Source organism: Paraburkholderia sp. RL18-085-BIA-A, from assembly GCF_046027075.1.
Lineage (GTDB): Bacteria > Pseudomonadota > Gammaproteobacteria > Burkholderiales > Burkholderiaceae > Paraburkholderia.
This window is the reverse complement of the sequence record NZ_JARESU010000028.1, coordinates 62,840-85,281: the sequence shown is the minus strand read 5'-3', so window position 1 is coordinate 85,281 and position 22,442 is coordinate 62,840. Positions and strand designations below refer to the sequence as shown.

Annotated in this window: 20 protein-coding genes; 10 read left to right on the top strand and 10 right to left on the bottom strand. The window is 60.7% G+C overall.

What is annotated here, in order from left to right:
* Window positions 1-13 precede the first annotated feature (13 nt).
* Entirely contained in the window at window positions 14-1,015 is a 1,002-nt protein-coding gene (locus tag P0D89_RS20580) for an AraC family transcriptional regulator (protein WP_408361659.1), read from the bottom strand.
* Window positions 1,016-1,161: 146 nt separating this feature from the next.
* Between P0D89_RS20580 and P0D89_RS20575 the strand changes: the two genes are divergently transcribed.
* The 7 genes from P0D89_RS20575 (at window position 1,162) to P0D89_RS20545 (ending at window position 7,934) form a co-directional block, all read left to right on the top strand.
* Window positions 1,162-2,145, top strand: a complete 984-nt coding sequence (locus P0D89_RS20575; RefSeq protein ID WP_408361660.1) for a quinone oxidoreductase family protein — start codon at window positions 1,162-1,164, stop codon at window positions 2,143-2,145.
* Between the two features lie 9 nt (window positions 2,146-2,154).
* Window positions 2,155-3,003: a TauD/TfdA dioxygenase family protein gene (locus P0D89_RS20570; protein WP_408361661.1), complete on the top strand. Its 849-nt coding sequence runs from the start codon at window positions 2,155-2,157 to the stop codon at window positions 3,001-3,003.
* Between the two features lie 36 nt (window positions 3,004-3,039).
* Window positions 3,040-4,095 (top strand): beta-keto acid cleavage family enzyme, encoded by a 1,056-nt coding sequence (locus tag P0D89_RS20565; protein WP_408361662.1) that lies wholly within the window; start codon window positions 3,040-3,042, stop codon window positions 4,093-4,095.
* Window positions 4,096-4,228: 133 nt separating this feature from the next.
* A complete protein-coding gene (locus P0D89_RS20560; protein WP_408361663.1) occupies window positions 4,229-5,548 on the top strand; it encodes an MFS transporter in 1,320 nt (439 codons plus the stop codon).
* A 33-nt stretch (window positions 5,549-5,581) separates the two neighbouring features.
* Complete coding sequence (locus P0D89_RS20555) at window positions 5,582-6,313, top strand: SDR family NAD(P)-dependent oxidoreductase (protein ID WP_408361664.1); 732 nt, start codon at window positions 5,582-5,584, stop codon at window positions 6,311-6,313.
* Between the two features lie 46 nt (window positions 6,314-6,359).
* Window positions 6,360-7,238: an SDR family NAD(P)-dependent oxidoreductase gene (locus P0D89_RS20550; protein WP_408361665.1), complete on the top strand. Its 879-nt coding sequence runs from the start codon at window positions 6,360-6,362 to the stop codon at window positions 7,236-7,238.
* Window positions 7,239-7,352: 114 nt separating this feature from the next.
* A complete protein-coding gene (locus P0D89_RS20545) occupies window positions 7,353-7,934 on the top strand; it encodes an HD domain-containing protein (protein WP_408361666.1) in 582 nt (193 codons plus the stop codon).
* Window positions 7,935-8,425: 491 nt separating this feature from the next.
* Here P0D89_RS20545 and P0D89_RS20540 read toward each other — a convergent pair whose 3' ends face one another.
* Together P0D89_RS20540 and P0D89_RS20535 are read right to left on the bottom strand one after the other, a co-directional pair.
* A complete protein-coding gene (locus tag P0D89_RS20540; protein WP_408377028.1) occupies window positions 8,426-10,102 on the bottom strand; it encodes a long-chain-fatty-acid--CoA ligase in 1,677 nt (558 codons plus the stop codon).
* Window positions 10,103-10,275: 173 nt separating this feature from the next.
* Window positions 10,276-12,405 carry an alpha/beta hydrolase fold domain-containing protein gene (locus P0D89_RS20535; protein WP_408377026.1) on the bottom strand — a complete coding sequence of 710 codons (2,130 nt, stop codon included), beginning with the start codon at window positions 12,403-12,405 and terminating at the stop codon, window positions 10,276-10,278.
* A 63-nt stretch (window positions 12,406-12,468) separates the two neighbouring features.
* Here P0D89_RS20535 and P0D89_RS20530 point away from each other — a divergent pair, with 63 nt between their 5' ends.
* The gene (locus P0D89_RS20530; RefSeq protein ID WP_408361670.1) at window positions 12,469-13,170 is read left to right on the top strand and encodes a TetR/AcrR family transcriptional regulator; all 702 of its coding nucleotides are present in this window, start codon (window positions 12,469-12,471) and stop codon (window positions 13,168-13,170) included.
* Between the two features lie 344 nt (window positions 13,171-13,514).
* Here the strand turns inward: P0D89_RS20530 and P0D89_RS20525 are convergent, their stop codons facing one another.
* On the bottom strand, window positions 13,515-13,703 hold the full coding sequence (locus P0D89_RS20525; protein ID WP_408361671.1) for a hypothetical protein: 189 nt from the start codon (window positions 13,701-13,703) through the stop codon (window positions 13,515-13,517).
* Between the two features lie 384 nt (window positions 13,704-14,087).
* Here P0D89_RS20525 and P0D89_RS20520 point away from each other — a divergent pair, with 384 nt between their 5' ends.
* Window positions 14,088-14,537, top strand: a complete 450-nt coding sequence (locus P0D89_RS20520) for an ester cyclase (protein WP_408361710.1) — start codon at window positions 14,088-14,090, stop codon at window positions 14,535-14,537.
* A gap of 185 nt (window positions 14,538-14,722) precedes the next feature.
* Here P0D89_RS20520 and P0D89_RS20515 read toward each other — a convergent pair whose 3' ends face one another.
* The 5 genes from P0D89_RS20515 to P0D89_RS20495 all read right to left on the bottom strand — a co-directional run bounded on the left by P0D89_RS20515 (window position 14,723) and on the right by P0D89_RS20495 (window position 18,964).
* A complete protein-coding gene (locus tag P0D89_RS20515) occupies window positions 14,723-15,700 on the bottom strand; it encodes a histone deacetylase family protein (RefSeq protein WP_408361672.1) in 978 nt (325 codons plus the stop codon).
* A gap of 535 nt (window positions 15,701-16,235) precedes the next feature.
* Complete coding sequence (locus tag P0D89_RS20510) at window positions 16,236-17,069, bottom strand: helix-turn-helix domain-containing protein (RefSeq protein WP_408361673.1); 834 nt, start codon at window positions 17,067-17,069, stop codon at window positions 16,236-16,238.
* Window positions 17,066-17,788, bottom strand: a complete 723-nt coding sequence (locus tag P0D89_RS20505) for an NAD(P)H-dependent oxidoreductase (protein WP_408361674.1) — start codon at window positions 17,786-17,788, stop codon at window positions 17,066-17,068. Before P0D89_RS20505 ends, P0D89_RS20510 begins: the two co-directional genes overlap by 4 nt.
* Window positions 17,781-18,512 (bottom strand): enoyl-CoA hydratase/isomerase family protein, encoded by a 732-nt coding sequence (locus P0D89_RS20500; RefSeq protein WP_408377032.1) that lies wholly within the window; start codon window positions 18,510-18,512, stop codon window positions 17,781-17,783. The genes P0D89_RS20505 and P0D89_RS20500 overlap by 8 nt, the downstream gene beginning before the upstream one ends.
* Window positions 18,512-18,964, bottom strand: a complete 453-nt coding sequence (locus P0D89_RS20495) for a DUF2000 domain-containing protein (protein ID WP_408361676.1) — start codon at window positions 18,962-18,964, stop codon at window positions 18,512-18,514. Before P0D89_RS20495 ends, P0D89_RS20500 begins: the two co-directional genes overlap by 1 nt.
* Window positions 18,965-19,649: 685 nt before the next feature.
* On the opposite strand from P0D89_RS20495, the gene P0D89_RS20490 reads away from it, so the two are divergent.
* Entirely contained in the window at window positions 19,650-20,525 is an 876-nt protein-coding gene (locus P0D89_RS20490) for a LysR family transcriptional regulator (protein WP_408361677.1), read from the top strand.
* 359 nt (window positions 20,526-20,884) lie between these two features.
* Here the strand turns inward: P0D89_RS20490 and P0D89_RS20485 are convergent, their stop codons facing one another.
* Window positions 20,885-22,300 (bottom strand): transposase, encoded by a 1,416-nt coding sequence (locus tag P0D89_RS20485; protein ID WP_408361678.1) that lies wholly within the window; start codon window positions 22,298-22,300, stop codon window positions 20,885-20,887.
* Between the last annotated feature and the right edge of the window lie 142 nt (window positions 22,301-22,442).

The following is a 22,442-nucleotide window of genomic DNA, read 5'->3' as shown; positions in this document are numbered from 1 at the left end:
GTGGCGTTCTGTATCAAGGCCGTCTGCTACGCCTCCATGCGGAGACGGTGCAACCGTAGCGGCCCGAGAACCATCTCGAGAATGCGCTCAACGACGAAAACCCCAGAAGCCGCGCCACTTCGGTGAGAGGTCGCTCGCCCGATTCAACATAGCGGGTCACCAGTTCGCCTCGTACTTCGTCGACAACGGACGAGTACGTCTGACCATGATCTGCAAGATGTCGATACAGTGTCTTGCGATGCATGCCTAGCCGCTGCGCAACACGCTCCGCCACACATTCGCCGACGGGCAGCAGCGCGAAGACCAGCCTTCTGACCTGGTCAGGCGTCGTTACGTCCGACTGGGCCAGCCGCGCGTCGAGAAACTCGCGCGCGTGCGGCGCAAGGACCGGGTCGTAAGAGGAAATCGCAGTATCGAAATCCATGCTCGCCAGCACAATTCCGTCGAAGTCCTGATCAAAGTCAACAGGCATGCCAAACACACGCCTGTGCGTGGCGACGTTCACAGGTGCGCTATGCGAAAAGCAGATCTGCCGGGGTCTCCATTCCGTACTGAGTAACGACCTGAGCGTACGGTACAAGACGCAGATCACGAGTTCCACCGACTGACGAAAGGTGCCTCTGCCTCCATCGACGACCTCAAGTATCAGCACCGCCACATCGCCCGATTCCTCGATGCGCACGCCCATCGCTTCGTTCTGCAACCGCACGTAGCGCGCAAACGATTCCAGCGCCTTGCGCAGCGTGGGCGCCTCCTGCAAGGCGACTGCCAATGGACCCAGATTGGCTAGATGACGGGTTTCGCCCATGCGAAGGCCAAAGTCCTCTACTCCAGCAATGCGGGCCGAGTCCTCCAGCATGCGCATTGTCGAGTCAGCCGGCAGCCGGATATCCGGGTCGAGCAAGGCGGCGGCGCTGATACCTGCTTGTCGCAATCCCCAGTAGGGATCGAGTCCCACTTCGCGCGCGACCTCCACGTAGTTTGTGAGGCTTGCACTTCGCAGCAACGACGGCATAGGGGTCTCCACCAATGCCTCGAAATGTAAAACATACGCCACAAAATGTCAAAAAGGCTCCGTGCGTTTTGCAGATACTTGGTCCATGCGTCGCGTCCGAGCACCAGCGACAGCGCAAACCGGAATTGCAAAATCTGAGGAGTCAAATGGCACACGCTATTCGCATGCATGAAACGGGCGGTCCCGAAGTCCTCCACTGGGAAGAGATCGACGTCGGGGATCCTGGCCCGGGGCACGTCCGCCTGCGACATGAGGCCGTCGGACTGAATTTCGCAGACACGTACTTCCGTTTGGGCCTGTATCCGATGCCCCTGCCTGCCGGTATGGGTGTCGAAGGCGCTGGTGTGGTCGAGGCCATTGGCGAGGGTGTGGACAACGTCACGGTCGGCGATCGCGTCACTTACACAGGCTTTCTCAACACGATGGGCGCCTACAGCACCGAACGCCTCGTACCTGCGGCACCACTGATCCGGCTACCGGAGAACATCCCGTGCGTGACAGCAGCGGCCATGACCATGCGTGGCCTGACTTCCTCGTACCTGATGCGCCGCATCTACAACTTCAAGGCGGGGGATTCGATCCTTTTGCATGCTGCCGCGGGCGGCGTCGGCCTCATCGTGGCGCAATGGGCAAAACTGCTCGGTCTGACCGTGATCGGCACGGTATCGAGCGAAGCCAAGGCCGATGTGGCACGTGCCCACGGTTGCGACCACGTGATCAACTACAGCCACGAGGATGTGGCCCGGCGCGTGCGCGCGCTGACCAACGGCGCGGGCGTCAACGTGGTGTTCGACAGCGTGGGCAAGGATACCTTCGAGGCCTCGCTGGATTCGGTCAAGCGTCGCGGTCTCCTCGTGTGCGTGGGAACCGCCTCGGGTCCCGTGCCGCCCTTCAACGTCCAGTTGCTGGCCATGAAAGGCTCGCCCTTCATTACCCGTCCGGCGCTCGCTGATTACATCGCCGACCCGGTAGAGCGCAATGCGCTCGCCGCCGAACTGTTCGGCCACGTCGCGGCCGGCCGCATCAAGATCGAGATCAACCAGCGTTATGCACTGCAAGACGCGGTGCAGGCGCACCGGGATCTGGAAGCGCGCAAGACGACGGGCTCGTCGGTTTTCATCGTACGTTGAGAGGGCACGATGCGCATCGAACCGCTTTCCTGTTCAATTGGTGCCGAACTGTCCGGCGTGAATCTGGCCGATGCCATCCACGACGATGGTCTGTTCACGAGCATCCGCGAAGCGCTGGTCAGGCATCGCGTGCTGTTCCTGCGCAATCAGGACATCACGAGCGCTGAACACGTGGCCTTTGCACGCCGGTTCGGCGAACTGGAGGACCACCCGGTCGCTGACAGCGATCCGGAGCATCCTGGGCTCGTGCGCATCTACAAGGATCCCGATCAGCCCAATGCCCGCTATGAGAATGTCTGGCACACGGACGCGACGTGGCGCGAAGCGCCGCCGTTTGGCGCTGTGTTGCGCTGTCGGGAATGTCCGCCAGTAGGTGGCGACACCATGTGGGCCAATATGGTGCTGGCCTACGACAACCTGCCCGCCCACATCAAGGTACAGATCGCAGATCTTCGCGCGCGACATAGCATCGAGGCCAGTTTCGGCGCGGCCATGCCAATCGAGAAGCGCCTTGCACTGAAGGCACAGTATCCCGACGCCGAGCACCCGGTGGTCCGCACGCATCCCGAGACCGGCGAAAAGGTGCTGTTCGTCAACGCGTTCACAACGCACTTCACTAACTACCACACACCGCAGCGCGTTCGCTTCGGGCAGGACGCCAATCCCGGCGCCGCCCAGTTGCTCGGTTACCTCCTCTCCCAGGCCTATATACCCGAGCACCAGGTTCGATGGCGCTGGACGAGGAACAGCGTGGCGATCTGGGACAACCGCAGCACGCAGCACTATGCGGTGATGGATTACCCGCCGTGTCATCGCAGGATGGACCGCGCCACGATTATCGGTGAGCGGCCTTTTTGAGCACCCCAGCACAGATCAACAACCAGGAGATAGGACATGCAGTTTCTCGACGATTCGCTGCACCCGGAGAATCAGGACAAGGTGGTCATCACGACTGCCCCATACGGCCCGGAATGGATGCCCGAGGACTTCCCGGAAGACATTCCGGTGACGATGGACGAACAGATCCAGAAGGCTGTCGACTGCTATAACGCCGGCGCCACCGTACTCCATCTGCACGTGCGTGAGCTGGACGGCAAGGGCTCGAAGCGCCTGTCAAAGTTCAATGAACTCATCGCCGGCGTGCGAGCCGCGGTGCCGGACATGATCATCCAGGTCGGCGGCTCGATCTCGTTCGCACCAGAAGACGACGGCCAGGCCGCGAAGTGGCTATCCGACGACACGCGCCACATGCTGGCCGATCTCGAACCGAAGCCCGATCAGGTGACGGTGGCGATCAATACCACGCAGATGAACATCATGGAGCTGCTCTATCCCGAGTACGTAGAAGGCACGTCGTTGTCCAATCCTGCGCTCATGGCGGCCTATAGCGAAATGACGGTGCCGGCGGGCCCGGCATGGGTCGAGGAGCACCTGCGCCGCCTGCAGGCCTCGGGCATCCAGCCGCACTTCCAGCTCACCGGCATCCATGCGCTCGAAACACTCGAGCGCCTCGTGCGCAAGGGCGCCTTCAAGGGTCCGTTGAACCTGACGTGGATCGGCATCGGCGGGGGCTTCGACGGCCCGAATCCGTTCAACTTCTTCAATTTCGTCCACCGCGCGCCCGACGGCTGCACGCTGACCGCCGAGTCGCTGCTGAAGAACGTGCTGCCGTTCAACATGATGGCGATGTCCATGGGCCTGCATCCGCGCTGCGGCATCGAGGACACGATCATCGACCAGCACGGCAAGCGCTTCACGTCCGTACAGCAGATCGAGCAGTGCGTGCGCGTCGCACGCGAGCTTGGCCGCGAGATTGCCACTGGCAAGGAAGCGCGCGAGATCTACCGCATCGGCGTGCAGTACGAAACGGTCGACGAAACGCTCACCGCCAATGGCATGACGCCGAACCGCAAAGCAGGTCATACGGATCGCCAGCTTCGCGCAGCCTGAAGCGACGGCCCCCGGGGCACGGCGGTGCCCGAGATGTACGCACCGCCGCCTCGATAGCCAATCTCTCTCCGGCCTGCATCCGCAACGCTTCACACACACGCCTCACCCTTTTCGTACGAAACAAGGGGTACCCATGCTGGAAGAAAATGTCGCATCGTTGGCCGGTGTAGAGACTCCGCCGCGAACTTCACATTCGCGCACCTATGCCTGGGCGGTATTTGGCGTGATCTTCAGCCTGATGCTTTCCGACTACATGTCGCGACAGGTACTGAATGCCGTTTTTCCGCAGCTTAAGCTCGAGTGGCATCTGACGGATGCTCAACTCGGCTTGCTCAGCGGTATCGTGGGCCTTATGGTCGGCTTGCTGGCCTTTCCGGTCGCCCTTGTAGCCGACCGCTGGCGCCGTTCAAGAAGCGTTGTGTTGATGGCAATGTTCTGGAGCATCAGCACCCTCGGCTGTGGACTCGCGCAGAACTACGGCCATATGCTGACCGCCCGCCTCCTCGTCGGCATCGGAGAAGCTGGCTACGGTAGCGTCGGACTTGCCATTATCCTGAGCGTCTTCCCCGCAACGATGCGCGCGACACTGACAGGCGCCTTTACTTCCGCCGGCATGCTCGGGTCGGTACTCGGCATGGCTGCCGGCGGCGTAATGGCGACCCGCTTTGGCTGGCGCACAGCGTTCCTCGGCATGGCAGCGTTCGGAATGTTGCTTGTCGTGATCTGCGCGGTGACCGTTACGGAATCCCGCCTGAAGCGGCATGTACATCGATCTGCCGTTCAGGGACGCAGCGGTGGAAATGAACCGCTTCGTACGCTCCTCAGGCCGCTGTTTTGTACCCCGACGCTGGTCTTCACGTACGTGGGTAGCGGCCTCCAGCTGTTTACTGCGTACGCCATCATTGCGTGGCTGCCAAGTTATCTGAATCGCTACCATCATCTGGCTCCAGACAAGTCGGCTGTGGCCGCCGCAGTCCTGCTCATCGTCAGTGCGATCGGCATGGCCCTGTGCGGGATCTTCACTGACTGGATTGGGCGCAAGTCGCCGCGCAACAAGGTCACACTCGCCATCGTCTACTGCCTCGGATCTTGCGCATTGCTGATGGCCGGCATGCGCATGCAGTCCGGCGCGGTCCAGTTTGTCGTCATCGCTGGCGGGATATTTCTTGCCGCCGGCACGTGGGGCCCCGCGGGTGCAATGGTCACGAATCTCGTCCCTGCCTCGATCCATTCAACCGTCCTTGCCACATTGAGCCTTGCGAACAATCTGCTAGGAGGCGCGCCAGGCCCCTATCTGACCGGGGTACTGGCAGACCGGATCGGTCTGCTCGGCGCCCTGCAGCTTGTCCCGCTGGTCTCGGTTGGCGCTGCGTTGGCATTCGGCTGCGCCAGCGTGACCTATGAGCGCGACCTGCGTCGCTCCATCGCAACACGCCAGCGGCAGATCTATTGAACCCGCCCTTACCTTTTCATTCACGAGGTTACGATGACCCACACCAGTATCACTCACTCCCTGTCGGATAAGGTTGCCATTATCACGGGTGCGGGCCGCGGCATCGGACGCGCGATCGCCCTCGCCTACGCCGGTGCTGGCGCCTCAGTGGTGTGCAGCGCACGCAGCAAACAGGAAATCACAGAAACCGCGGCTCTTATCAAGGAAGCAGGCGGTCGTGCTGTGGCACAAACAGCGGATGTTGGCAGCTATGACGACGTTGCCGCACTGTTCGACCATGCCAGTCGTGCATTTGGCGGAATCGATATTGTCGTCGCGAACGCGGGCGTCGCCTCTGATCTGAAGCGGATCGCGGACAGCGACCCCGCAGAGTGGCGCAAGGCAATCGACATCAACCTGACGGGCGCCTACCACACGGCCCATGCTGCAATCCCCCATCTGCGCAAACGCGGTAGCGGCAAAATCATCATGATCGGCTCGGGTCAGCGCAACCGTCCCGTGCCCGGATTTTCGGCTTACTCCTGCTCCAAGAGCGGTCTGTGGATGCTCACCCAGTCTCTCGCCATGGAACTGCTCGAGTACAACATCAGCGTGAACGAACTCATCCCCGGACCGGTCAAGACCGCCATGACCCGCGATGTTCCGATGCCACCGGGCGAGTGGGCGAAGCAACCCGAGGATGTCGTACCGCTAGCTCTGTTTCTGGCCAGTATGCCGGACGCAGGACCAACAGCTCAAAGCTATAGCCTTATGCGCCGCGCCTGAACACACCTATCCGTTACGACGACGGTCCACGACACCGGAGACACTCATGCAGTCGAACAAGCACGTTGAACATTCCAGGGACGTACTACCCTCTACAGGTGCACCGAACCTCGCTGGACGAGTCGCCTTGATCACCGGCGCGGGCCGCGGTCTGGGCGGCTCCATTGCCCAGCATTACGCGCGGGCCGGCGCGGATATCGTTATCTGCGACGTCGACATGCAAGCCCTTGAAGACACTCGCAAGGCTGTTGAAGCGATCGGCGCATCGTGCCTGGCCTTGCGATGCGACATCTCTTCAAGCAGTCAGGTAGCCGACATGTTCGCCAGAATCGTCGAACGCTTCGGCACGCTTCACATTCTCGTCAACAACGCCGCGCTGGCACCCACAAGTTCGGTGGACGAGGTTCGGCGCAACAGACATTATGCGTATATCACGACCCCGGTGCCGCGACAGTCGCTTGGCTTCACCAGTGAAATCACAGACGAGGAATGGCACAGGTACTGGGACGTCAACGTACACGGCATGTTCTACTGCACACGCGAAGCGCTCAAGCTCATGCAGCCGCAGCAGTACGGTCGGATCGTGAACCTTGCGTCGATCGCCGGTTTTTCGGCCATCAGCGCGCACAGTCCTCACTACAGCGCAACCAAGGGCGCGGTCATTGCCTTCACAAAATCGGTCGCAGCCGAAGTTGCGGGGGGCAATATCCTCGTGAATGCACTGGCGCCCGGTGGCGTGTCAACGCCGTTCTTCGAGCAGTATCTCGACTCCATCGGTGAGGAGGCTCAGCGCAGGTTCTGGCAGGTCATTCCCGCCGGGCGCTTTGGAACCATGCAGGAATATGCGTCTGTGGCGACGTTCCTTGCAGGGGATCATTACTTTGTTGGACAGGTGATTAGCCCCAACGGGGGAGCAGTGCTATGAGCTGACAGGCACACGCGGCGCGTCCGATGGCCTGGTTTTCTATCTGAAGGCCGGCCAGCGAAGCGCGTCTTCCTGAACACGAATCAGAATCCCAGTGGAAAGGCGAGACACCTCATGACGAAATCTGCTACCTTCAAATGCATGCAGGACAGTACCCGGGAAGACTGGGAAATCATCAAACCACAGGCCGCCCAATACTTTTCGCATCTGCCAGACCGGGTACTGGCGCACCTGAAACTGCTCGAAGGCGAATACAGCGGATTCCCGATCGACCGCTACAACCATTGTCTGCAGACGGCGACGCTGGCCATGAAGGACGGCAGAGATGATGAGTACGTGGTCTGTGCGCTGCTGCACGATGTCGGCGACACCCTCGGTTCCTACAACCACCCGGAGATAGCGGCGGCCCTGCTCAAGCCTTTCGTCTCCGAAGCCAACCTGTGGATGATTGAGCACCACGGCATTTTCCAGGGCCACAACTTTTTCCATCACCTGGACATGGATCGCAATATGCGCGATCAGTTCAAGGAAAACGGCTGTTATCAACGTACCGAAGAATTCGTTGATCTGTACGACAGTCCGGCATTTGATCCCGCCCGCGAAACGTATCCCCTCAGTGCCTTCGAGCCCCTTGTGCGCCGGGTGATGGGCAAGCCGAAACGTTCGGTCTACAAGAGCATTACCAGCGGCGGGTGATGCGAATCTGGCTGCCTTGCGCGGCGTGCGAGCATTTCGTGCAGTCTGACCTGGTGCGAAAACGCTGGGCGTGATGTCCAGCAAACCTTGACGGTTCCCGCTGCGGGCGACGGCGAACCCCGTGACGCGGTTCGCAGTTGCGCTCACCGTCGCAGCGTGGGCAATGGGCTTTTATCGATTCCGTCATGTGTGTCTGAATGATCACTTCTTCGCTTGCTCACCTTACTCGTCGTCGGCTATGTGGCGCACCTGCTCCCAGCCGGTTTGCGGTGCAAGCGCAATGATTTTGACGATCTGACCAGTGTGATTTGCAGGGTTCCACTCAACGCTCGGTATCGTGTGCCGCCTCCTGCCATAAATTCCCACTGCGGCAACAGATCGCGGAAAGCAGCCCAAATCAGGTTGAGTGCACCTCCAATCCCAGTCACGGCCTGGCGGCACTACAAGGCGCCTCAGCGGGCCAGCAGGTCCGTCGACCCGCGGCCTTCGGATCAGGTCTTCCGACGCTGCTTTTCGGCGTCCTGCAATTGTCTCCACTGGATTTTTCCGCTTGCGGTGCGCGGCAAATTGTCGGCAAACCCAATGACGCGAGGGACCTTGTAGGACGCCATGTGCTCGCGGGCCCAGGTCACGATTTCCTCTTCCGTCGCGTGAACACCATTGCGAAGCACGATAACGGCCTTCACTGACTCCCCGCGGCGCGGATCCTGAGTCGCGATCACACACGCCTCCTGAACGGCGGGATGCTCGAATAGCATTGACTCGACTTCAGCGGGCCAGACCTTGTAACCGGATGCGTTGATCATGCGCTTGAGCCGGTCAACCACGAAAAAGTAGCCATCGCTGTCCACATAGCCGAGGTCCCCGGTGCGCAAGTACCGCTTCCCGTCGATCAATGCAAATGCCTCTCGAGTGGCCTCCACGGCATTCCAGTAGCCGTGGAACACTTGCGGCCCACTCACCAGGATTTCGCCCGTTTCGCCTTCGCCAAGCTGTTTCAGCGTGTCGGGATCGACGATCAGTGAATCCGTGCTGAAGATCGGCACCCCCATGCACTGCTGCTTGCTGTGCTGTGGCGGATTGATATGGGTCGCCGCCATTGTTTCAGTGAGGCCGTACCCTTCCACATACGGGATGCCCCAACGCTCATGGATCTGTTGCGCAACAGCCTGCGGCATCGCGGCACCGCCGCCGCTCAGGTAGGTAATGGAACTCAGATCGAACCCGCCAATGTCCGCAAGGTTTAACAGGTCGATGACCATCGTAGGGACGGTGACCCACGTGCTCACCCGGTTGCGCGCGATGAGATGCGCGGCGCATTTTGCGTCCCAGCGGGTCATGATCACCATCGTGGCGCCGATAAATATCGGCATGTTCATGCAGTTCTGCATGCCGGTGACGTGGAACAACGGCACGGAGCACAGCATTACGCTCTCGCTCGCGAGCTTTGGCCATTCAGCGCACGAGACGGTCGAATGCATCACGCTACGATGCGTGTGAATACACCCTTTGGGGCGTCCTGTGGTGCCGGACGTGTATGGAATGACCGCCAGGTCGTCGGCCAAGGATTCGTGATCGCGCGGCACGCACGCACGAGCCAGCGCGTCATTCCAGCCAACGACAGCAACCTGGTCGTCGATCGATGCCGCGCGAGGCTGTGGCTCAACGGGCGTGAGCACGTCCGGCATCGGCAAATCGGTCTGGTTGCGCAAATAATCTGCATAGCGAGCGGAGATGACATGGTCCACGTATTTGCCCAGGAGCGGCCGCACGTGTTCCATGAGTTCTTCGCCGACAAAAGCAACTCTCGCCCCGCTATCCTCAAGAATGTGTTGCAGTTCCGAAGCCCGGTTCATCGGATTGACGGGCACGACTACAGCATCGGCACGCAGGGCCGCATAGAACGCAATGACGAATTGCGGACTGTTCTGCATATACAGCACCACGCGGTCGCCTCGGGCGATGCCGCAGTGCTGCTGCAGGAGTCCGGCCATCACGTCCACTTCGTGCCGCAATTGCCTGTAGCTCACGGAACTGCCGTAATAAGCAATGGCGGCCTTCTCCGGGTGGCGGTTTGCGGATACTTCGAGATTCGCATAAAGCGATGTCTGTGGCGCAGATAAATGGCGCGGCACGTCGACCAGTCGATGCGTTGATGTTGCCGTCATGTCTACTCCAGGCATGAGACGAATTCAGTGATATGGCGAAGCGCCTTGAAACCGTTTGCTTGCGTCACAGGCAAATCGCCCGTGACGCAAGCCGGATCTGTTCACACCGGCGCCGCGTCAGCAGGTTGTTGCATCGGAACCTCGAACCATGCGCGAGGTTCCGATGCGCCTCGTTACTTCTGAAGGAGTTGGCGGCTCCACTGGCCGATTTCTTCGAGCGTCGCGGCGGTTTCCGGTAAGAACGGGAAAAGCGTGAAGACGTGAACCGAATCGGCCACCATCTTCAGCGTCACGTTTGCGCCGGCTGTTTTTGCCCGCTGCGCGAAGCGCGTCGTGTCGCTTTCCAGCACCTCACCCTCTACCGCCGAAAGGAATACCGGCGGAAGGTCGGCGAGGTCCGCGAACAGTGGCGATACCATCGGATCGGTCGGCTCATGTCCCTGAAAATAGGACGCGACAAGATTGGACAGCGTCTCGCGATTCGCGGCTGGATCGTCGCCCGAATTTGCCTTGACGGTCGGACCGCTCAGCGTGAGATCCGTGAGCGGGCAAATTGCAATGACGCCTGCGGGCAACGGCAGCCCCGCGCGACGCAGCGCTGTCGCCAGTGCGAGAGCCAAGCCGCCGCCAGACGATTCACCGCTCAGGAACACCGTCGCCGGATCGACGCCCGCACCGAGCAAGCCACGATAGGCGCTGAATGCATCATCGAAGGCCGCCGGATACGGATGCTCGGGCGCGAGCCGATAGTTGACCGTGTAGCACGGGCCGTCCAGGGCGCGCGAGAGACGGCTTGCGTATTCAACCGAGCTCTTCGCCGAACCCAGCACGTAGCCGCCGCCGTGGAAGTGCAATACGGTTGCCTTGTGCCCTGCTCCCTCTGCAGCCACGCGCAACGCGCCCGTCCCATCAAGATCGACGTCCGTCACTTCGGAGTCTGCAGGCGCCGGGAACTGCTCCAGAAGGAACCGTTCGTAGGCTGCACGCTGTCCCCGATCACCGCGAGCAATGTCATCCGGCTTGAACACGCCCTTCCAGAGGTCGAAAGCGCGCTGGCTCTCGGGGCGCTCCATGCGCTTGCCTTCGCGCGCCGCGCTCAAGCCTACGACCTCGCCCGGCGGCAGCTTGACAGCCTCGAGGATGTCGTGCCCCCAGGCGAACGACCACGAGGCCTCGGCCAACGGATCGATACGCGAGAGTCCCCTCAGCCGTCCATTGCGCTGGCGCACACGTGCCGCGTCGGGCTCGTGTGCCCAATCGACGACAAAACGCGCTCCAGCCTGAATTCGGGTGGTACGCGGCTGGCGACGCCGCTCATATTCCAACAGGGCGTCCTGAACGCCGGCGGGGCCATGATTCTTGAGACAGGCGGCGAGGACCCAGGCGTCTTCAATCGACTGGCAGGCACCTTGCGCGAGGTACGGCACCATGGCATGCGCGGCGTCGCCTAGCAGGCCGATCCGGCCGGTGCTCCAGTTTTCGATCGGATCGCGATGGTACATGCCGGTAATGAACGTCGAGTCCACGGCTTCCAGCATCTTCTGGACTGTCGGCTCGCAACCTTCAAACGCCCGGCGCAGTTGGCCGACGTCGCCGGCCTGCGTCCACGACTCGCGGCTCACTTCGGTTGCCGGTACCGACGCGAGCACGCTGTAGAGGTCCTTGCGCACCCAGTACGAGACGATATTGCGACCAATGCCGAACCAGTTGTTCCCTGCCACCGGTAGGTTCAGCCCCTCAAGACGGTCTGCCGGAATCAGCGAGCGCCACATCAGGATGTTGGCGAACTGCTTTTCTTCAGGTCCTCGAAGCACAGTCCGTACGGCAGAGTGAATGCCATCCGCGCCGATGACGACGTCGCCACGAATCACTTCGCCGTTTTGTAGCGTGACCCATGCGCCTTCCTCGTCCTGGGACACCGACGCGCACTCCGCCCCCAGTCGGATCACATTAGGGGGTAAAGCCTTTGCGAGCAGTTCGACCAGGTCGGCGCGGTGGACGTTGTAGAGCAGCGCGCCATAACGTGCCGCCGCTTCCTCGCCAAGCGGGGCGTAGTACAGGCGACGCCCTGTCGATAACTCCAGATAATCGAAGCCAGCCGGCACCGTTGCAATGCGCGCCAGCGCCGGTTCCAGCCCCAGTTCCCGAAGCACGATCGTTCCGTTCGCAGCGATCTGGATGCCTGCTCCGACCTCCGTCAACTGTGGGGCACGCTCCAGTACAATCGGCTCAATGCCGTGGCGCAGCAACGCCAGAGCGGTCGTCAATCCACCAATGCCTCCTCCAACAACTACGACTTTCATGCTAAGTTTCTCCTACTGGGTTAGTTATGCAAGTCTAGTTAATTAACCAGAAATGGTAAAGTAATGGTTACATCAGGGAAAACCCTTCGATCAGACGGGGCTGAGACCCGATCTCGCCTAAAAGAAGAAGCCCAAGGACTATTTGCGTTGCGCGGTCTGGACGGCGTGTCTGTACAGGACATCATCTCTGCCGCAGGACAGCGAAACAGCGCATCGTTGCGCTACTACTTTGGGAACAAACTTGAACTGGCGCGCGAACTGGTCGTCGACGGCGCACGGCTCATAGATGAAGACCGTCAGGCGCGGCTTGATAGATTGGAAGCAGAGGGTGGAGTCACACTTCGAGCGGTGTTGGGCGCGCTGATCTTTCCAATGCTTGATCTGGCGGATCGCACGGGTCAGGCGACGTACATTCGCATGATCGCCAACTTGCAGTTGAACAACCGTGGGTTCTTGCGTGAGGCGTTAGAAAACAAGTGGAATCAGGGCTATCAGCGCTGCAACACACACCTTCGCAATCTGCTTCCGCATATCCCACCGGCAATTGTCGATCACAGACTGTCGCTCGTCGGAATCTACGGTAATGCGGCTCTGGCGGCTTGGGAAGTGAGTCGGGATAGTGGCGAGGTGGGACGGCTTTGGTCCCCTCAATATGCGGTGTCCAGCTTGATGGATACCTTTGAAAGCGTGCTCGCATCAGAGCCGTCAGGAGAAACATGGTCCCTGCTGAATGGATCGGATGACGACGGCCAATCGCCTCGCTAAAACACCGGCAACCGCAGACGACAGTCTTTGTATTGCGACAGAAAGCGGCGCACTCAACGTTCGAGGGCCGGTCACGACCCGCGCTGACGAAAGGCGACTCGTGCGGGCGGGATCGCCCGGCGATCGTCTCTCGAGAATTTACAAGGGGCACGGTATCGGTCTCGACCTCACCGCCACGCGCGAACCACCAGTCGTTCGCAGTCTTTCGCAGGTCGGTGGTCGCGAATCACCGGTCTCACCATAAGCGAATGCGTACTTGCGACCCGATTGAGTCGCTCAGAACTCATGACCTACTGTCCGCTCCAGCGGGAGCATAAGACGTTCGCCGACGCCTCATCGGCCCGTCACTCCTTCACAGGACCATTGGAGACGGCGCCTGCGACCTGGGAAAGAGACTCTGTTTCGACAGGTTCGATGATGGCGGCGAGACCAGTCTCTGATCGCGCATGGCGTTCAAATAAGGCTAGAAGTTCAGGGCGCAGTCCATCGCCGCGTTGGGCTGCGAGCGCGTGAAACGAGAGAAATGGCAACATGGTTGAACTCCTTTCAATGAGGGACAGGCGAGCGCTACGCCGATGACGGAATTGGCACTCCGGGCGCCCGCAAGATGCTGGCGGTTCGAGCGCATCACCCTTCGTCCGCCGGCCTCGGTTACTGTGCGATCGCATGGACAGGTTATGGCAGCAGGTCGGCATAGGCACCCCGATTCTTGCTGTCTATTTCATGTCGCTACGCCTCCTGGCACCGTCGCTTACGAACGACGCGCGTAGTGACAATCGCCACCACAAGACGTGTGTCGGTTTATCGAGTATTGCAGCAAGAAACGGGGGGCGGCTGACTGCTGGCGCCAATATTGTGCAGACAGAGGGAGGCGATTGCGTTTCCCTCTTTCAACCACAGTCAATGAGGAATTCACCATGTCCAGGGAAGATGACAACAAGGCCGTCGTGGGCCGCTGGTTCAGCGATTTCTGGGGCAAGACATGCAACCTCGACATCGTCGACGAACTTGCTGCTCCTGACATGCTTCTTCAATACTCGCTGCACGAGGCGCGCCGTGGCCGCGAGGACATCAAGGCCTTCATGACCGATTTCCGCCGAGCGTTTCCGGATCTCAACTTCTGGGGCGCCGCTGATCTCATCGCCGAGGGGGACTATGTAGTCGGCCGTTGGGAGGGTGGAGGCACACATACCGGTCCGGCATTCAGCGATTTCCTCATTGGATCGCTGCCGGCCGCGACCGGACGGAAAATGCGCTTCACTGGCACGACCGTGCTACGGCTCAATGGCGGCAAGATCGTCGAAGAAATCGGGCTGGACGACGGCGTGACGGCGCTGCAACAACTTGGACTCCTCAAGGCAGCGTGATCGAAGGCACAGCGCTTCCGCCGTTTTTCAGCAATGCTGTGCGTATCTAACGCCACAACGGGCCGGGAGCACACCGGCCCGTTGTGGCGTTATCTGTCCACTGGGCGACCGGCTCAAACCAGTTCGACAGCGGCCGCTCGGCCGCAGACGATAGGCGACCGAAACTGGCCGGTCACGGCCGGAAGTCACTGCGTAGCTCCGGTAACCTGTGAGCCTGATCGGTCGACCTCAACATTCATTAAGGCGCGGACATGCGCCATCGTGCCAGTGGCCAGGGCCTCCAGGCTATAACCCCCTTCCAGAATCGAAACGATGCGCCCCTCGCATGTCGCATCGGCAATACGCATCAACTCACTGGTAATCCAACGAAAATCGCTGTCCTCGAGGTTCAGGCTTGCAAGTGGGTCCAGTCGATGCGCGTCGAAGCCTGCCGAAATGACGATGAGTTGGGGGCTGAACTGGCGTACTGCCGGCAACATGTCGGACTCGATCCGTGCACGGAAGAGTGCCGAATCACATCCACGGGGCAACGGGACATTGACAATGTTGTGGTTCACGCCGGTCTCAGATGCGGCGCCCGTACCGGGATACAAAGGCGACTGGTGGCTGGAGGCGTAAAACAGCTCCGGGCGGTTGAAAAATGCTGCCTGGGTGCCGTTGCCGTGATGGACGTCGAAGTCGACGACCGCGACGCGCTCCAGCTTGTGTACTTCATGAGCGTAAGCCGCAGCGATTGCAGCCTGGTTGAAAATGCAAAAACCCATTGCCCTCGCTGGCTCCGCGTGATGACCACACGGACGCGTGGCGCAAAACGCGTTGCGCGCCTGCGCGTTCATCACCGCATCAACGCCGGCACAAGCCGCGCCGACGCAGCGCATCACGGCTTCCCAGGAGCCTGGCGACATCACTGTGTCGCCCGCATCGAGCGGCACATAACCCTGCTGCGGGGCGGTCTCCATGACCTCATCGACGAAGGCCTGGTCGTGGATCAATTGCACCTGATCGAGTGTGCCCATCGGCGCATCGCGCCATTCCAGCGCCGCAAATTCCGGCGACTGCAACGCGCGCAACACAACCTTCAGACGTTCCGGCGATTCCGGATGGTCTGGGCCCGGGCGATGATCCAGACACGCAGCATGGGAAAAAATAATGGTAGTCGCCATTTACATTGGTACGCGGCGTAGACCGCGTCGTCTCCTTATTGCCGGTGCACTCGCAGCGCTGCCAGAGTGCATAACGCGGTAGTGACGCGCCTCATCACCCCGCCCCAAACCTTCTGACTGCAAGAAACAAGCATACGGCCGCATGTACTTTCACGATAATCAGACATTGCTTGCAACATCATAGACGTTCGCTTATGGATCACCCCGTGCCCAAGCGCAATCGGTTTTCCCACGCCGCGACCTACTCTGGAGCCGAGCAACGGGCTTAATGGCCGAGTTCGCAAGCGCTGATCTGGCCGGGCTCCGCGACCGTCGGCCTGCACCGATTTCCGCACTCGACCCGTTTGAGTCATTCCGTCCGATTTTCCTAACGTTTGCTCTTGTGTTCTTACGAGACGTTCGCAAACTACGGCTTGGGCTACCGCGCCCAGCGCGGGGTGGGCCATACATGCTCACGAGATCACGGAAATCGTAACGTCGGTGGTCGGGGCCGTCGACCTGCAACACACGGAGACGGTGGCAGAAACTCTCTGCATCATGAGAAGGCGGCCTGATAGACCTTCGGCGTCACGCCAGTCTGCTGCTTGAACACGCGTGTAAAGTGCGATTGGTCAGCAAAACCCATTTGCGCGCTCACCTCCGCAATGGGCCTGCCGGCTCGCAACAACGGCATCGCACTGCGCACGCGCTCCTGTTGCTGGAAGGCATGCGGGCTCAATCCCGCGTCGCGCACAAAGGCACGCAGCAGCACGAAAGGCGTCACGCCGAACTTGCGCGCAAGCGTCGACAAGGTCAGGTGTGAGTGTAGTTCGTCGCGCAGGCGGGACTTGACCGCGCGCACCAGCGCAGGCTCGCTGCGCACCACGGGCAGGGCGGCAGACCGGCCCGCGTGTCGGGCATGCAAGCCGATGACGGCGCGGGCCAGCGTTTCACTGCGCTTGAAGCAGTCCTCGTCCACCTCGGAACACCAGTTCACGCCGTAGAGCTGCTGCGACAATTCGGCGTCGACGACGAACGGACTCGGCATGTCGAACCGCTCGCGTCGGGGAATGCCAATCCTCTCGCAGTAGGCGGCCAGGGCTGCGGGCTGCACATGTGCCACGCGCATCTTCCATTGCCCATCGCCGGCGGCCGAACCGAAGTGCACCACGTCGGCATCGATGACGATCACGTCGCCACGGCGGCACACGCGTCGCTGGTCCTGAACTTCGACCGCCAGCGCCCCACCCGTAATCACCGCAAGGCAATGCGTATCGTGCGCGTGCGGCGGATAGCGGTGGCCGACGAATTGACCCTTGAGCATGACGGCGTCCATGACGTCCGGCGCGTGCCAGAGCTTGATTGTCTTCGTCGGTCCATTGGTGTTCATGGTGAGGCCGCCCCCAGAAGTGGCTGGAAGACTTCATCATATTCCTCCAGCCGCGGCATCGGCATGCGCGGCTGCTCGTCGAGGCGGGCGATGAAGTCGCCCCAACGCTTGAGCGTGTCGAGCCGCTGAGCGTGCGAACAGTAAGGAATGTGCCAGGCAAAGAACGGATCGAGTACTTCATAACCGACGTAACCCAGGGTTCCCTGGAGCAGGTGACGCAGCATGCCGCCTGCAAGTTCGCCATGTATCCCTTGCGGCCCGAACATGTGCTCCCGGCCGCCCAAGCTTACCCCGACCACTGCGCGCTTACCGACCATCCCGCCGCGACCGTAGATGCGCTTGCCGCCGTACATCGCGCCGGACAGGAAGCAGCGGTCGATCCATCCCTTGATGAGTGCAGGCACCGAAAACCAGTAGAGTGGAAACACCAGCAACAGCGTATCGCTGGTCAGCAGCGCGTCAACTTCCCGCTGGATGTCGGGCGCAAGGGCATTGCGCTCAAGTGCGTGGCGCTGCTCCCTGGCGTAGACGAGATAATCGCCGTTGGCGCGTTCGGTGAAATCGCTGGGGCGGACCACGGGATCGAAGTTGAGCGCGTAGAGGTCTGAAAAGCTCACATCGTCGCCGCGCAACTCCAGCAGGCGCTGGGCCTCGTGGGCCATGGCCGTGCAGAAGGAGCGCGGCTCCGGGTGGGCGTGGACGACGTGAACTTTATGCATGAGGGATCGAGCGCCAGGTAACGGCAGGAATGAAAGCATTCAGGTGGGCAAGCTCGCGCCGGATGGCTTCGCCGGCCGGCAGCGTGGCGCCCTTCAGCATCAAGCGCCGCATACTTTGCAACGCTGTGGACGGCTTGGTGGATAGCATCGCGCAGTATTCGTCGGCAGTTGCGCGCACATCCGCGTCTGGCACCACGCGCGAAACGAAGCCCTGCTGCAATGCCTCCGCGGCCGTTATCGGCCGGCCGCTCATGAGCCATTCGCGAGCGCACAGATCGCCCACCCGCCGGGCCAGCAACGCGGTTGCGCCGGCTTCAGGCACGATGCCCAGATCGACAAACGGAAAGCGGAACACGGCCCCCTCGCCGGCGACCACCCAGTCGGCATGTAGCAGCATCGTGGCACCAAACCCCACCGCCGCGCCATTGACTGCTGCCACGAGCGGCTTGGGCTGGTCAGCGAAGGCCTCGATGCAGCCCGCGACCGCGCCTTTGGCTGCCTGCGGCCACAGGGAGCCGAATTCGGCCGTGTCGTGGCCCGAGCAAAAACATTCGCTGGTTCCGTGCAGCAGCAGGCAATGAACGCGCACGTCTCCTTGCGCCAGGCGCAAGGTGTTTGCCAACGCTTCGAACAGAGGGCCGTTCAGTGCATTGCGCTTTTCCGGACGGTCTATGCCCACAGACCAGACCTGGCCGTGGAGCTCCGCGGTAAGGTGTGCACCCATCATGCGAACAGGGCGAAGCCGCCGACCAGTTTGCCGACCTTCTTCCTGGGCCCGACCAGTCCGACTGCCAGGTACTGGAGAGACTCGCCCGGCAGCACGCGCACCGCGTGTAGAAAGGCGTCGTAGTCGACGGTGGCCTGTCCTTGCACAGGAAAGTCGACCACGTCGCAGTGCGCCAGCGATTTCTGGCGCAGCGCGTTCAACTGATCAGCCGTGGCTTTGAGAACCGGGATGCCAATGGGAATGAGACCAGGGTGCGCCGTGCCGTCCTGCTCTCGCAAGGGCTCTCCGACGAGACGGCTGTGGCGCTGGCCCAGCGTGAACGCGACCACTGCAGCGGCGTTCGAGGCCTTGCCGGGCGGGAGCGCTTCGTCCACGACGATGACACAACGCTCCGGCTCGGGCGGGGCTTCAATGGCGTTAGCGCCGCTTGGTTCGTTTTGCAATAACAAAGCATCTCTCCAAAAAAATAAGCGGTGGAGGGAATGCTAGGTAGATTCAAACCAAAAGTATTGAACGATTTTGCAGCGAGCCGAGATTGTGTCGGCGACGATGACACGCTCGAACCTCCACCTCATTTGTGGCGGACAACCCAGCGCCAGTAGCATTTCAGGTAGGTCGACACCGACGAGCGGGGGCAAGCGACTTCAGCGATCGTCTCGTGCCGGCCCGGTAACAGACGGTCGCAAATCGTTGCATCGACCAGTTGAATCCGCAGCCGCACCCGGCCACAGCCGACGTGCCATCATTCCCCTGTCAATGTCCAAAGTCGCGTCGGCTGACATGAACCGCGGCCCCAGGGAACGGCCTAGTTCAGCGTGGCCATCGTTTGCGAGAGACGACGGCGAAGCTCACGGCGATCGCGCCCGCCTGAACGTGGCCATCGCCTGCCGAGAATACGCCGGCGAAACGAGGCCGACGAGGGGGGCGCTCCCTACCAACCAAAGGATCCGGCGCAGGTTCGGGATCGCCGGCGTGGTCGTCAACCGAGACATCTGTGCGGCCCAGCCGGTGTGGATGACGCTTAGGGCTTGTTGAGGCCATGGGTAATCGCGTGTGAGAAGACATATCCGTATTGAACAACTCGATCATCGATTAGTAAAATGAATGATTCGATCAATACGATAACGAGACGGAATGGAACTCAAACTGCTGAAAACGTTTTTGTCGGTCGTCGAACTGCGTCATTTCGGGCGCGCGGCGGACGCTCTGCACATGAGTCAGCCGGCGTTGAGCAAACAGATTGGCGCGCTGGAGGCGAGCCTGGGCGCGAAGCTGTTTGAGCGGGGCCGGCATGGCGCGGAGCTGACGCGGTTCGGGGAAATTTTCCTGCCCGATGCGCAAGCGCTCGTCTACGACGCCGACGAGATTCTCGCGCGTGCGCGAGAGGCAGGCAGCGGCAGGCGTGGGCATTTGCGGATCGGCATTTGTCTGTCCGTGCTGACGATCGCGCCGCAGATCGTTGCCGACTTCCATCAGCAGTATCCGGACATTGCCGTCGCGTTGAGTGACCTGTCTTCCGCTGAGCAAACTCGCCGCCTTCTGGCGGGGAAGCTGGATGTGGGCTTTATGCGGGTGCCCTCGGTCGACGGCCTCTCGTCGCTTCGTGTGGTCGAGGAGACACTGGCGCTGGCGTTACCCCCACGCCTTGAGCACGTGCGTCTTCCCTCCGATTTTGGCAAGCTGAATGAAATAGGTTTCCTGGCCTTGCGGCGTGCGCGTGGGCCCGGACTCGCTGCTCAAGTCGAAAGCTGGTGTCGCGAACAGAGCTTTATACCAAACGTGACGCAACAGGCTGATGATGTGCAGTCTGTCCTGGCATCTGTCGCTGCTGGAGTCGGCGTCGCGTTCGTTCCGTCGCGTGCGCAACATCTCCTTCGGGACGCTACCGTGCTGCCGCTTCGCGGGAAGCACGCGAAGTGGCGCGTAGGGCTTGTGTGGGCGGATGCGCAGAAAAATCCAGTTACATCACGGTTCGTCTCGTTTGTGCGCGCTGCGCTGAAAGGCGTCTGATTCTTCTTTCCGGCGTCGACCGCTGTTTATTCATTCGCGACGAAGGTTGTCATGGCGCGCCCGCGGCCGCTGTGACAGTACGACGTGACCGCCTCTAACCGGACCCACAACTGCCGGTCGCGTCCGTGCGACTTCAACGGCCGCTTGCGAGGTGCTACGGCCATCCATTTTTCTAGTCCGTGCGGCAGCATGTCGGCCGAAGTGCCGCTCGCCCATCGGAGTTGGGACGGCCGTTATAGGCCGGATTGTGTTGAAAAAGTCTTGTTTTGATACTGGGCAATGAGCTAGCGATCCTCGCACTAGCGCTGTCTCTGTTTTCGAAGATGTGGATCTTGTCGGAGCAAGCGCTCCGTTGCGCATCACCCAGCAGCAAACCTCATCTTTGTGTTTCCAGGCATGATCCGCTTGGCCATTCGTCGCAGGTTTTGAGCCGTTGCCGCCAGCAGGAACTCGTCGTGCGCACCTGTTGGCCCACGCAGTCGCAAGCGGTCAAGCTTGAGGATACGTTTGAGGTGGGCAAAGAGCATTTCCACCTTCTTTCGCTCCCGGCATGATTGTTTGTATTCTGGTGTTGTCGCAATGCGCCTGGCTTCGTCGCGCGCGGCTTCGTAAATGCTGCGGGCGATTTTGCGCATGGGCGTATTCGGACAGCAGCGATCCTTCATCGAACAGCCAGCACAGTCGAATTGGCTCGATCGGTAGATAACCGTGTCTGCCTTCGTGATACGGGTACGCGATCTTTTAAACTGGCGCCGGTCGCTGCGTAACGCGCGTCCTGCAGGACAACGATATTCGTTGGCCAGCTCGTCCCAATGAAACTCGCTACTGGAGAACGTGTTGTCCTTGCGTGTGGTGTTGTCCCAGACCGGAACATGAGGGGCAATCTCCTTCTGCACGATCATCCAGTCAAGCAATGCTGCCGAGCCATACGCCGTGTCGCCAACGAGACGGTGGGGCTTCAGATTAAACCGTCGCTCCACGCGGTCGACCATCGTCCTGGTCGAGTCCACTTCGTATGTTCGGTTCGCGGCTGTCGCTTCGACGTCTACGATGATCCCCGCGTGCAGATCAATCAGATAGTTGGTCGAGTAGGCAAAGAAGGCAGGGCTACCGGAAGCCGCCGTCCAGCTCGAGGCAGGATCGGTCAGGGATATCTTCTTTGACGTCGCCGATGACCCTGATGGTTGCGCTGTGTCGGCGCTCACTGGATTGGCTTCCTCAAGCCCACGGAGATATTCCCGGACGGCGCGACTTTGCCCGGCGACATGCCCCCAGTCAACAGGCTGCGTTCCCGCCACCGCGCTGAAACGGCTCGCATCGGCATTGATGATGCTTGCATCAATGGCGAATCCTTCACCCTTGACGAGCCCCTCGGCCATGCAACGGCTCAGCACCGACTCGAACACGTGACGCAACACATCGCTGTCGCGGAAACGCCCGTGGCGATTCTTGGAGAACGTCGAATGTTCAGGTACATCGTCCTCCAGGCCCAGGCGACAGAACCATCGATAGGCCAGGTTGAGATGGACCTCTTCGCATAGCTTGCGCTCGGAGCGAATGCCGAAGCAGTAGCCCACTATCAGCATGCGAATCATGCGTTCTGGGTCAATCGACGGTCGGCCCATCGGGCTGTAGAACGGCGCGAGATGCTGGCGAAGATCACCGAGATCGAGAACCTGATCGATACCTCGCAGCAGATGTGTGCGAGGCACGTGACTATCGAGGTTGAACCAGTAGAAAAGCTTGTCTTGCCCGGCACCCAACTGACCCATCATGACGATGCACTCCGGTCGATCGATGTGTTCCAGGATACCTATGAATCCGCGTACCAGGCGACTTTTTCAACACAATCAGAGTCGAGCGGTCGCTCGATACGTTCACTCACGGACAAGTGATCGGACATTGCGGTCATCCGCC

Excerpts from the sequence above, each read along its gene's own strand:
- P0D89_RS20580 (WP_408361659.1), bottom strand. The coding sequence starts at position 1,015 with ATGCCGTCGTTGCTGCGAAGTGCAAGCCTCACAAACTACGTGGAGGTC.
- P0D89_RS20575 (WP_408361660.1), top strand. The coding sequence starts at position 1,162 with ATGGCACACGCTATTCGCATGCATGAAACGGGCGGTCCCGAAGTCCTC.
- P0D89_RS20570 (WP_408361661.1), top strand. The coding sequence starts at position 2,155 with ATGCGCATCGAACCGCTTTCCTGTTCAATTGGTGCCGAACTGTCCGGC.
- P0D89_RS20565 (WP_408361662.1), top strand. The coding sequence starts at position 3,040 with ATGCAGTTTCTCGACGATTCGCTGCACCCGGAGAATCAGGACAAGGTG.
- P0D89_RS20560 (WP_408361663.1), top strand. The coding sequence starts at position 4,229 with ATGCTGGAAGAAAATGTCGCATCGTTGGCCGGTGTAGAGACTCCGCCG.
- P0D89_RS20555 (WP_408361664.1), top strand. The coding sequence starts at position 5,582 with ATGACCCACACCAGTATCACTCACTCCCTGTCGGATAAGGTTGCCATT.
- P0D89_RS20550 (WP_408361665.1), top strand. The coding sequence starts at position 6,360 with ATGCAGTCGAACAAGCACGTTGAACATTCCAGGGACGTACTACCCTCT.
- P0D89_RS20545 (WP_408361666.1), top strand. The coding sequence starts at position 7,353 with ATGACGAAATCTGCTACCTTCAAATGCATGCAGGACAGTACCCGGGAA.
- P0D89_RS20540 (WP_408377028.1), bottom strand. The coding sequence starts at position 10,102 with ATGACGGCAACATCAACGCATCGACTGGTCGACGTGCCGCGCCATTTA.
- P0D89_RS20535 (WP_408377026.1), bottom strand. The coding sequence starts at position 12,405 with ATGAAAGTCGTAGTTGTTGGAGGAGGCATTGGTGGATTGACGACCGCT.
- P0D89_RS20530 (WP_408361670.1), top strand. The coding sequence starts at position 12,469 with ATGGTTACATCAGGGAAAACCCTTCGATCAGACGGGGCTGAGACCCGA.
- P0D89_RS20525 (WP_408361671.1), bottom strand. The coding sequence starts at position 13,703 with ATGTTGCCATTTCTCTCGTTTCACGCGCTCGCAGCCCAACGCGGCGAT.
- P0D89_RS20520 (WP_408361710.1), top strand. The coding sequence starts at position 14,088 with ATGTCCAGGGAAGATGACAACAAGGCCGTCGTGGGCCGCTGGTTCAGC.
- P0D89_RS20515 (WP_408361672.1), bottom strand. The coding sequence starts at position 15,700 with ATGGCGACTACCATTATTTTTTCCCATGCTGCGTGTCTGGATCATCGC.
- P0D89_RS20510 (WP_408361673.1), bottom strand. The coding sequence starts at position 17,069 with ATGAACACCAATGGACCGACGAAGACAATCAAGCTCTGGCACGCGCCG.
- P0D89_RS20505 (WP_408361674.1), bottom strand. The coding sequence starts at position 17,788 with ATGCATAAAGTTCACGTCGTCCACGCCCACCCGGAGCCGCGCTCCTTC.
- P0D89_RS20500 (WP_408377032.1), bottom strand. The coding sequence starts at position 18,512 with ATGGGTGCACACCTTACCGCGGAGCTCCACGGCCAGGTCTGGTCTGTG.
- P0D89_RS20490 (WP_408361677.1), top strand. The coding sequence starts at position 19,650 with ATGGAACTCAAACTGCTGAAAACGTTTTTGTCGGTCGTCGAACTGCGT.
- P0D89_RS20485 (WP_408361678.1), bottom strand. The coding sequence starts at position 22,300 with ATGATGGGTCAGTTGGGTGCCGGGCAAGACAAGCTTTTCTACTGGTTC.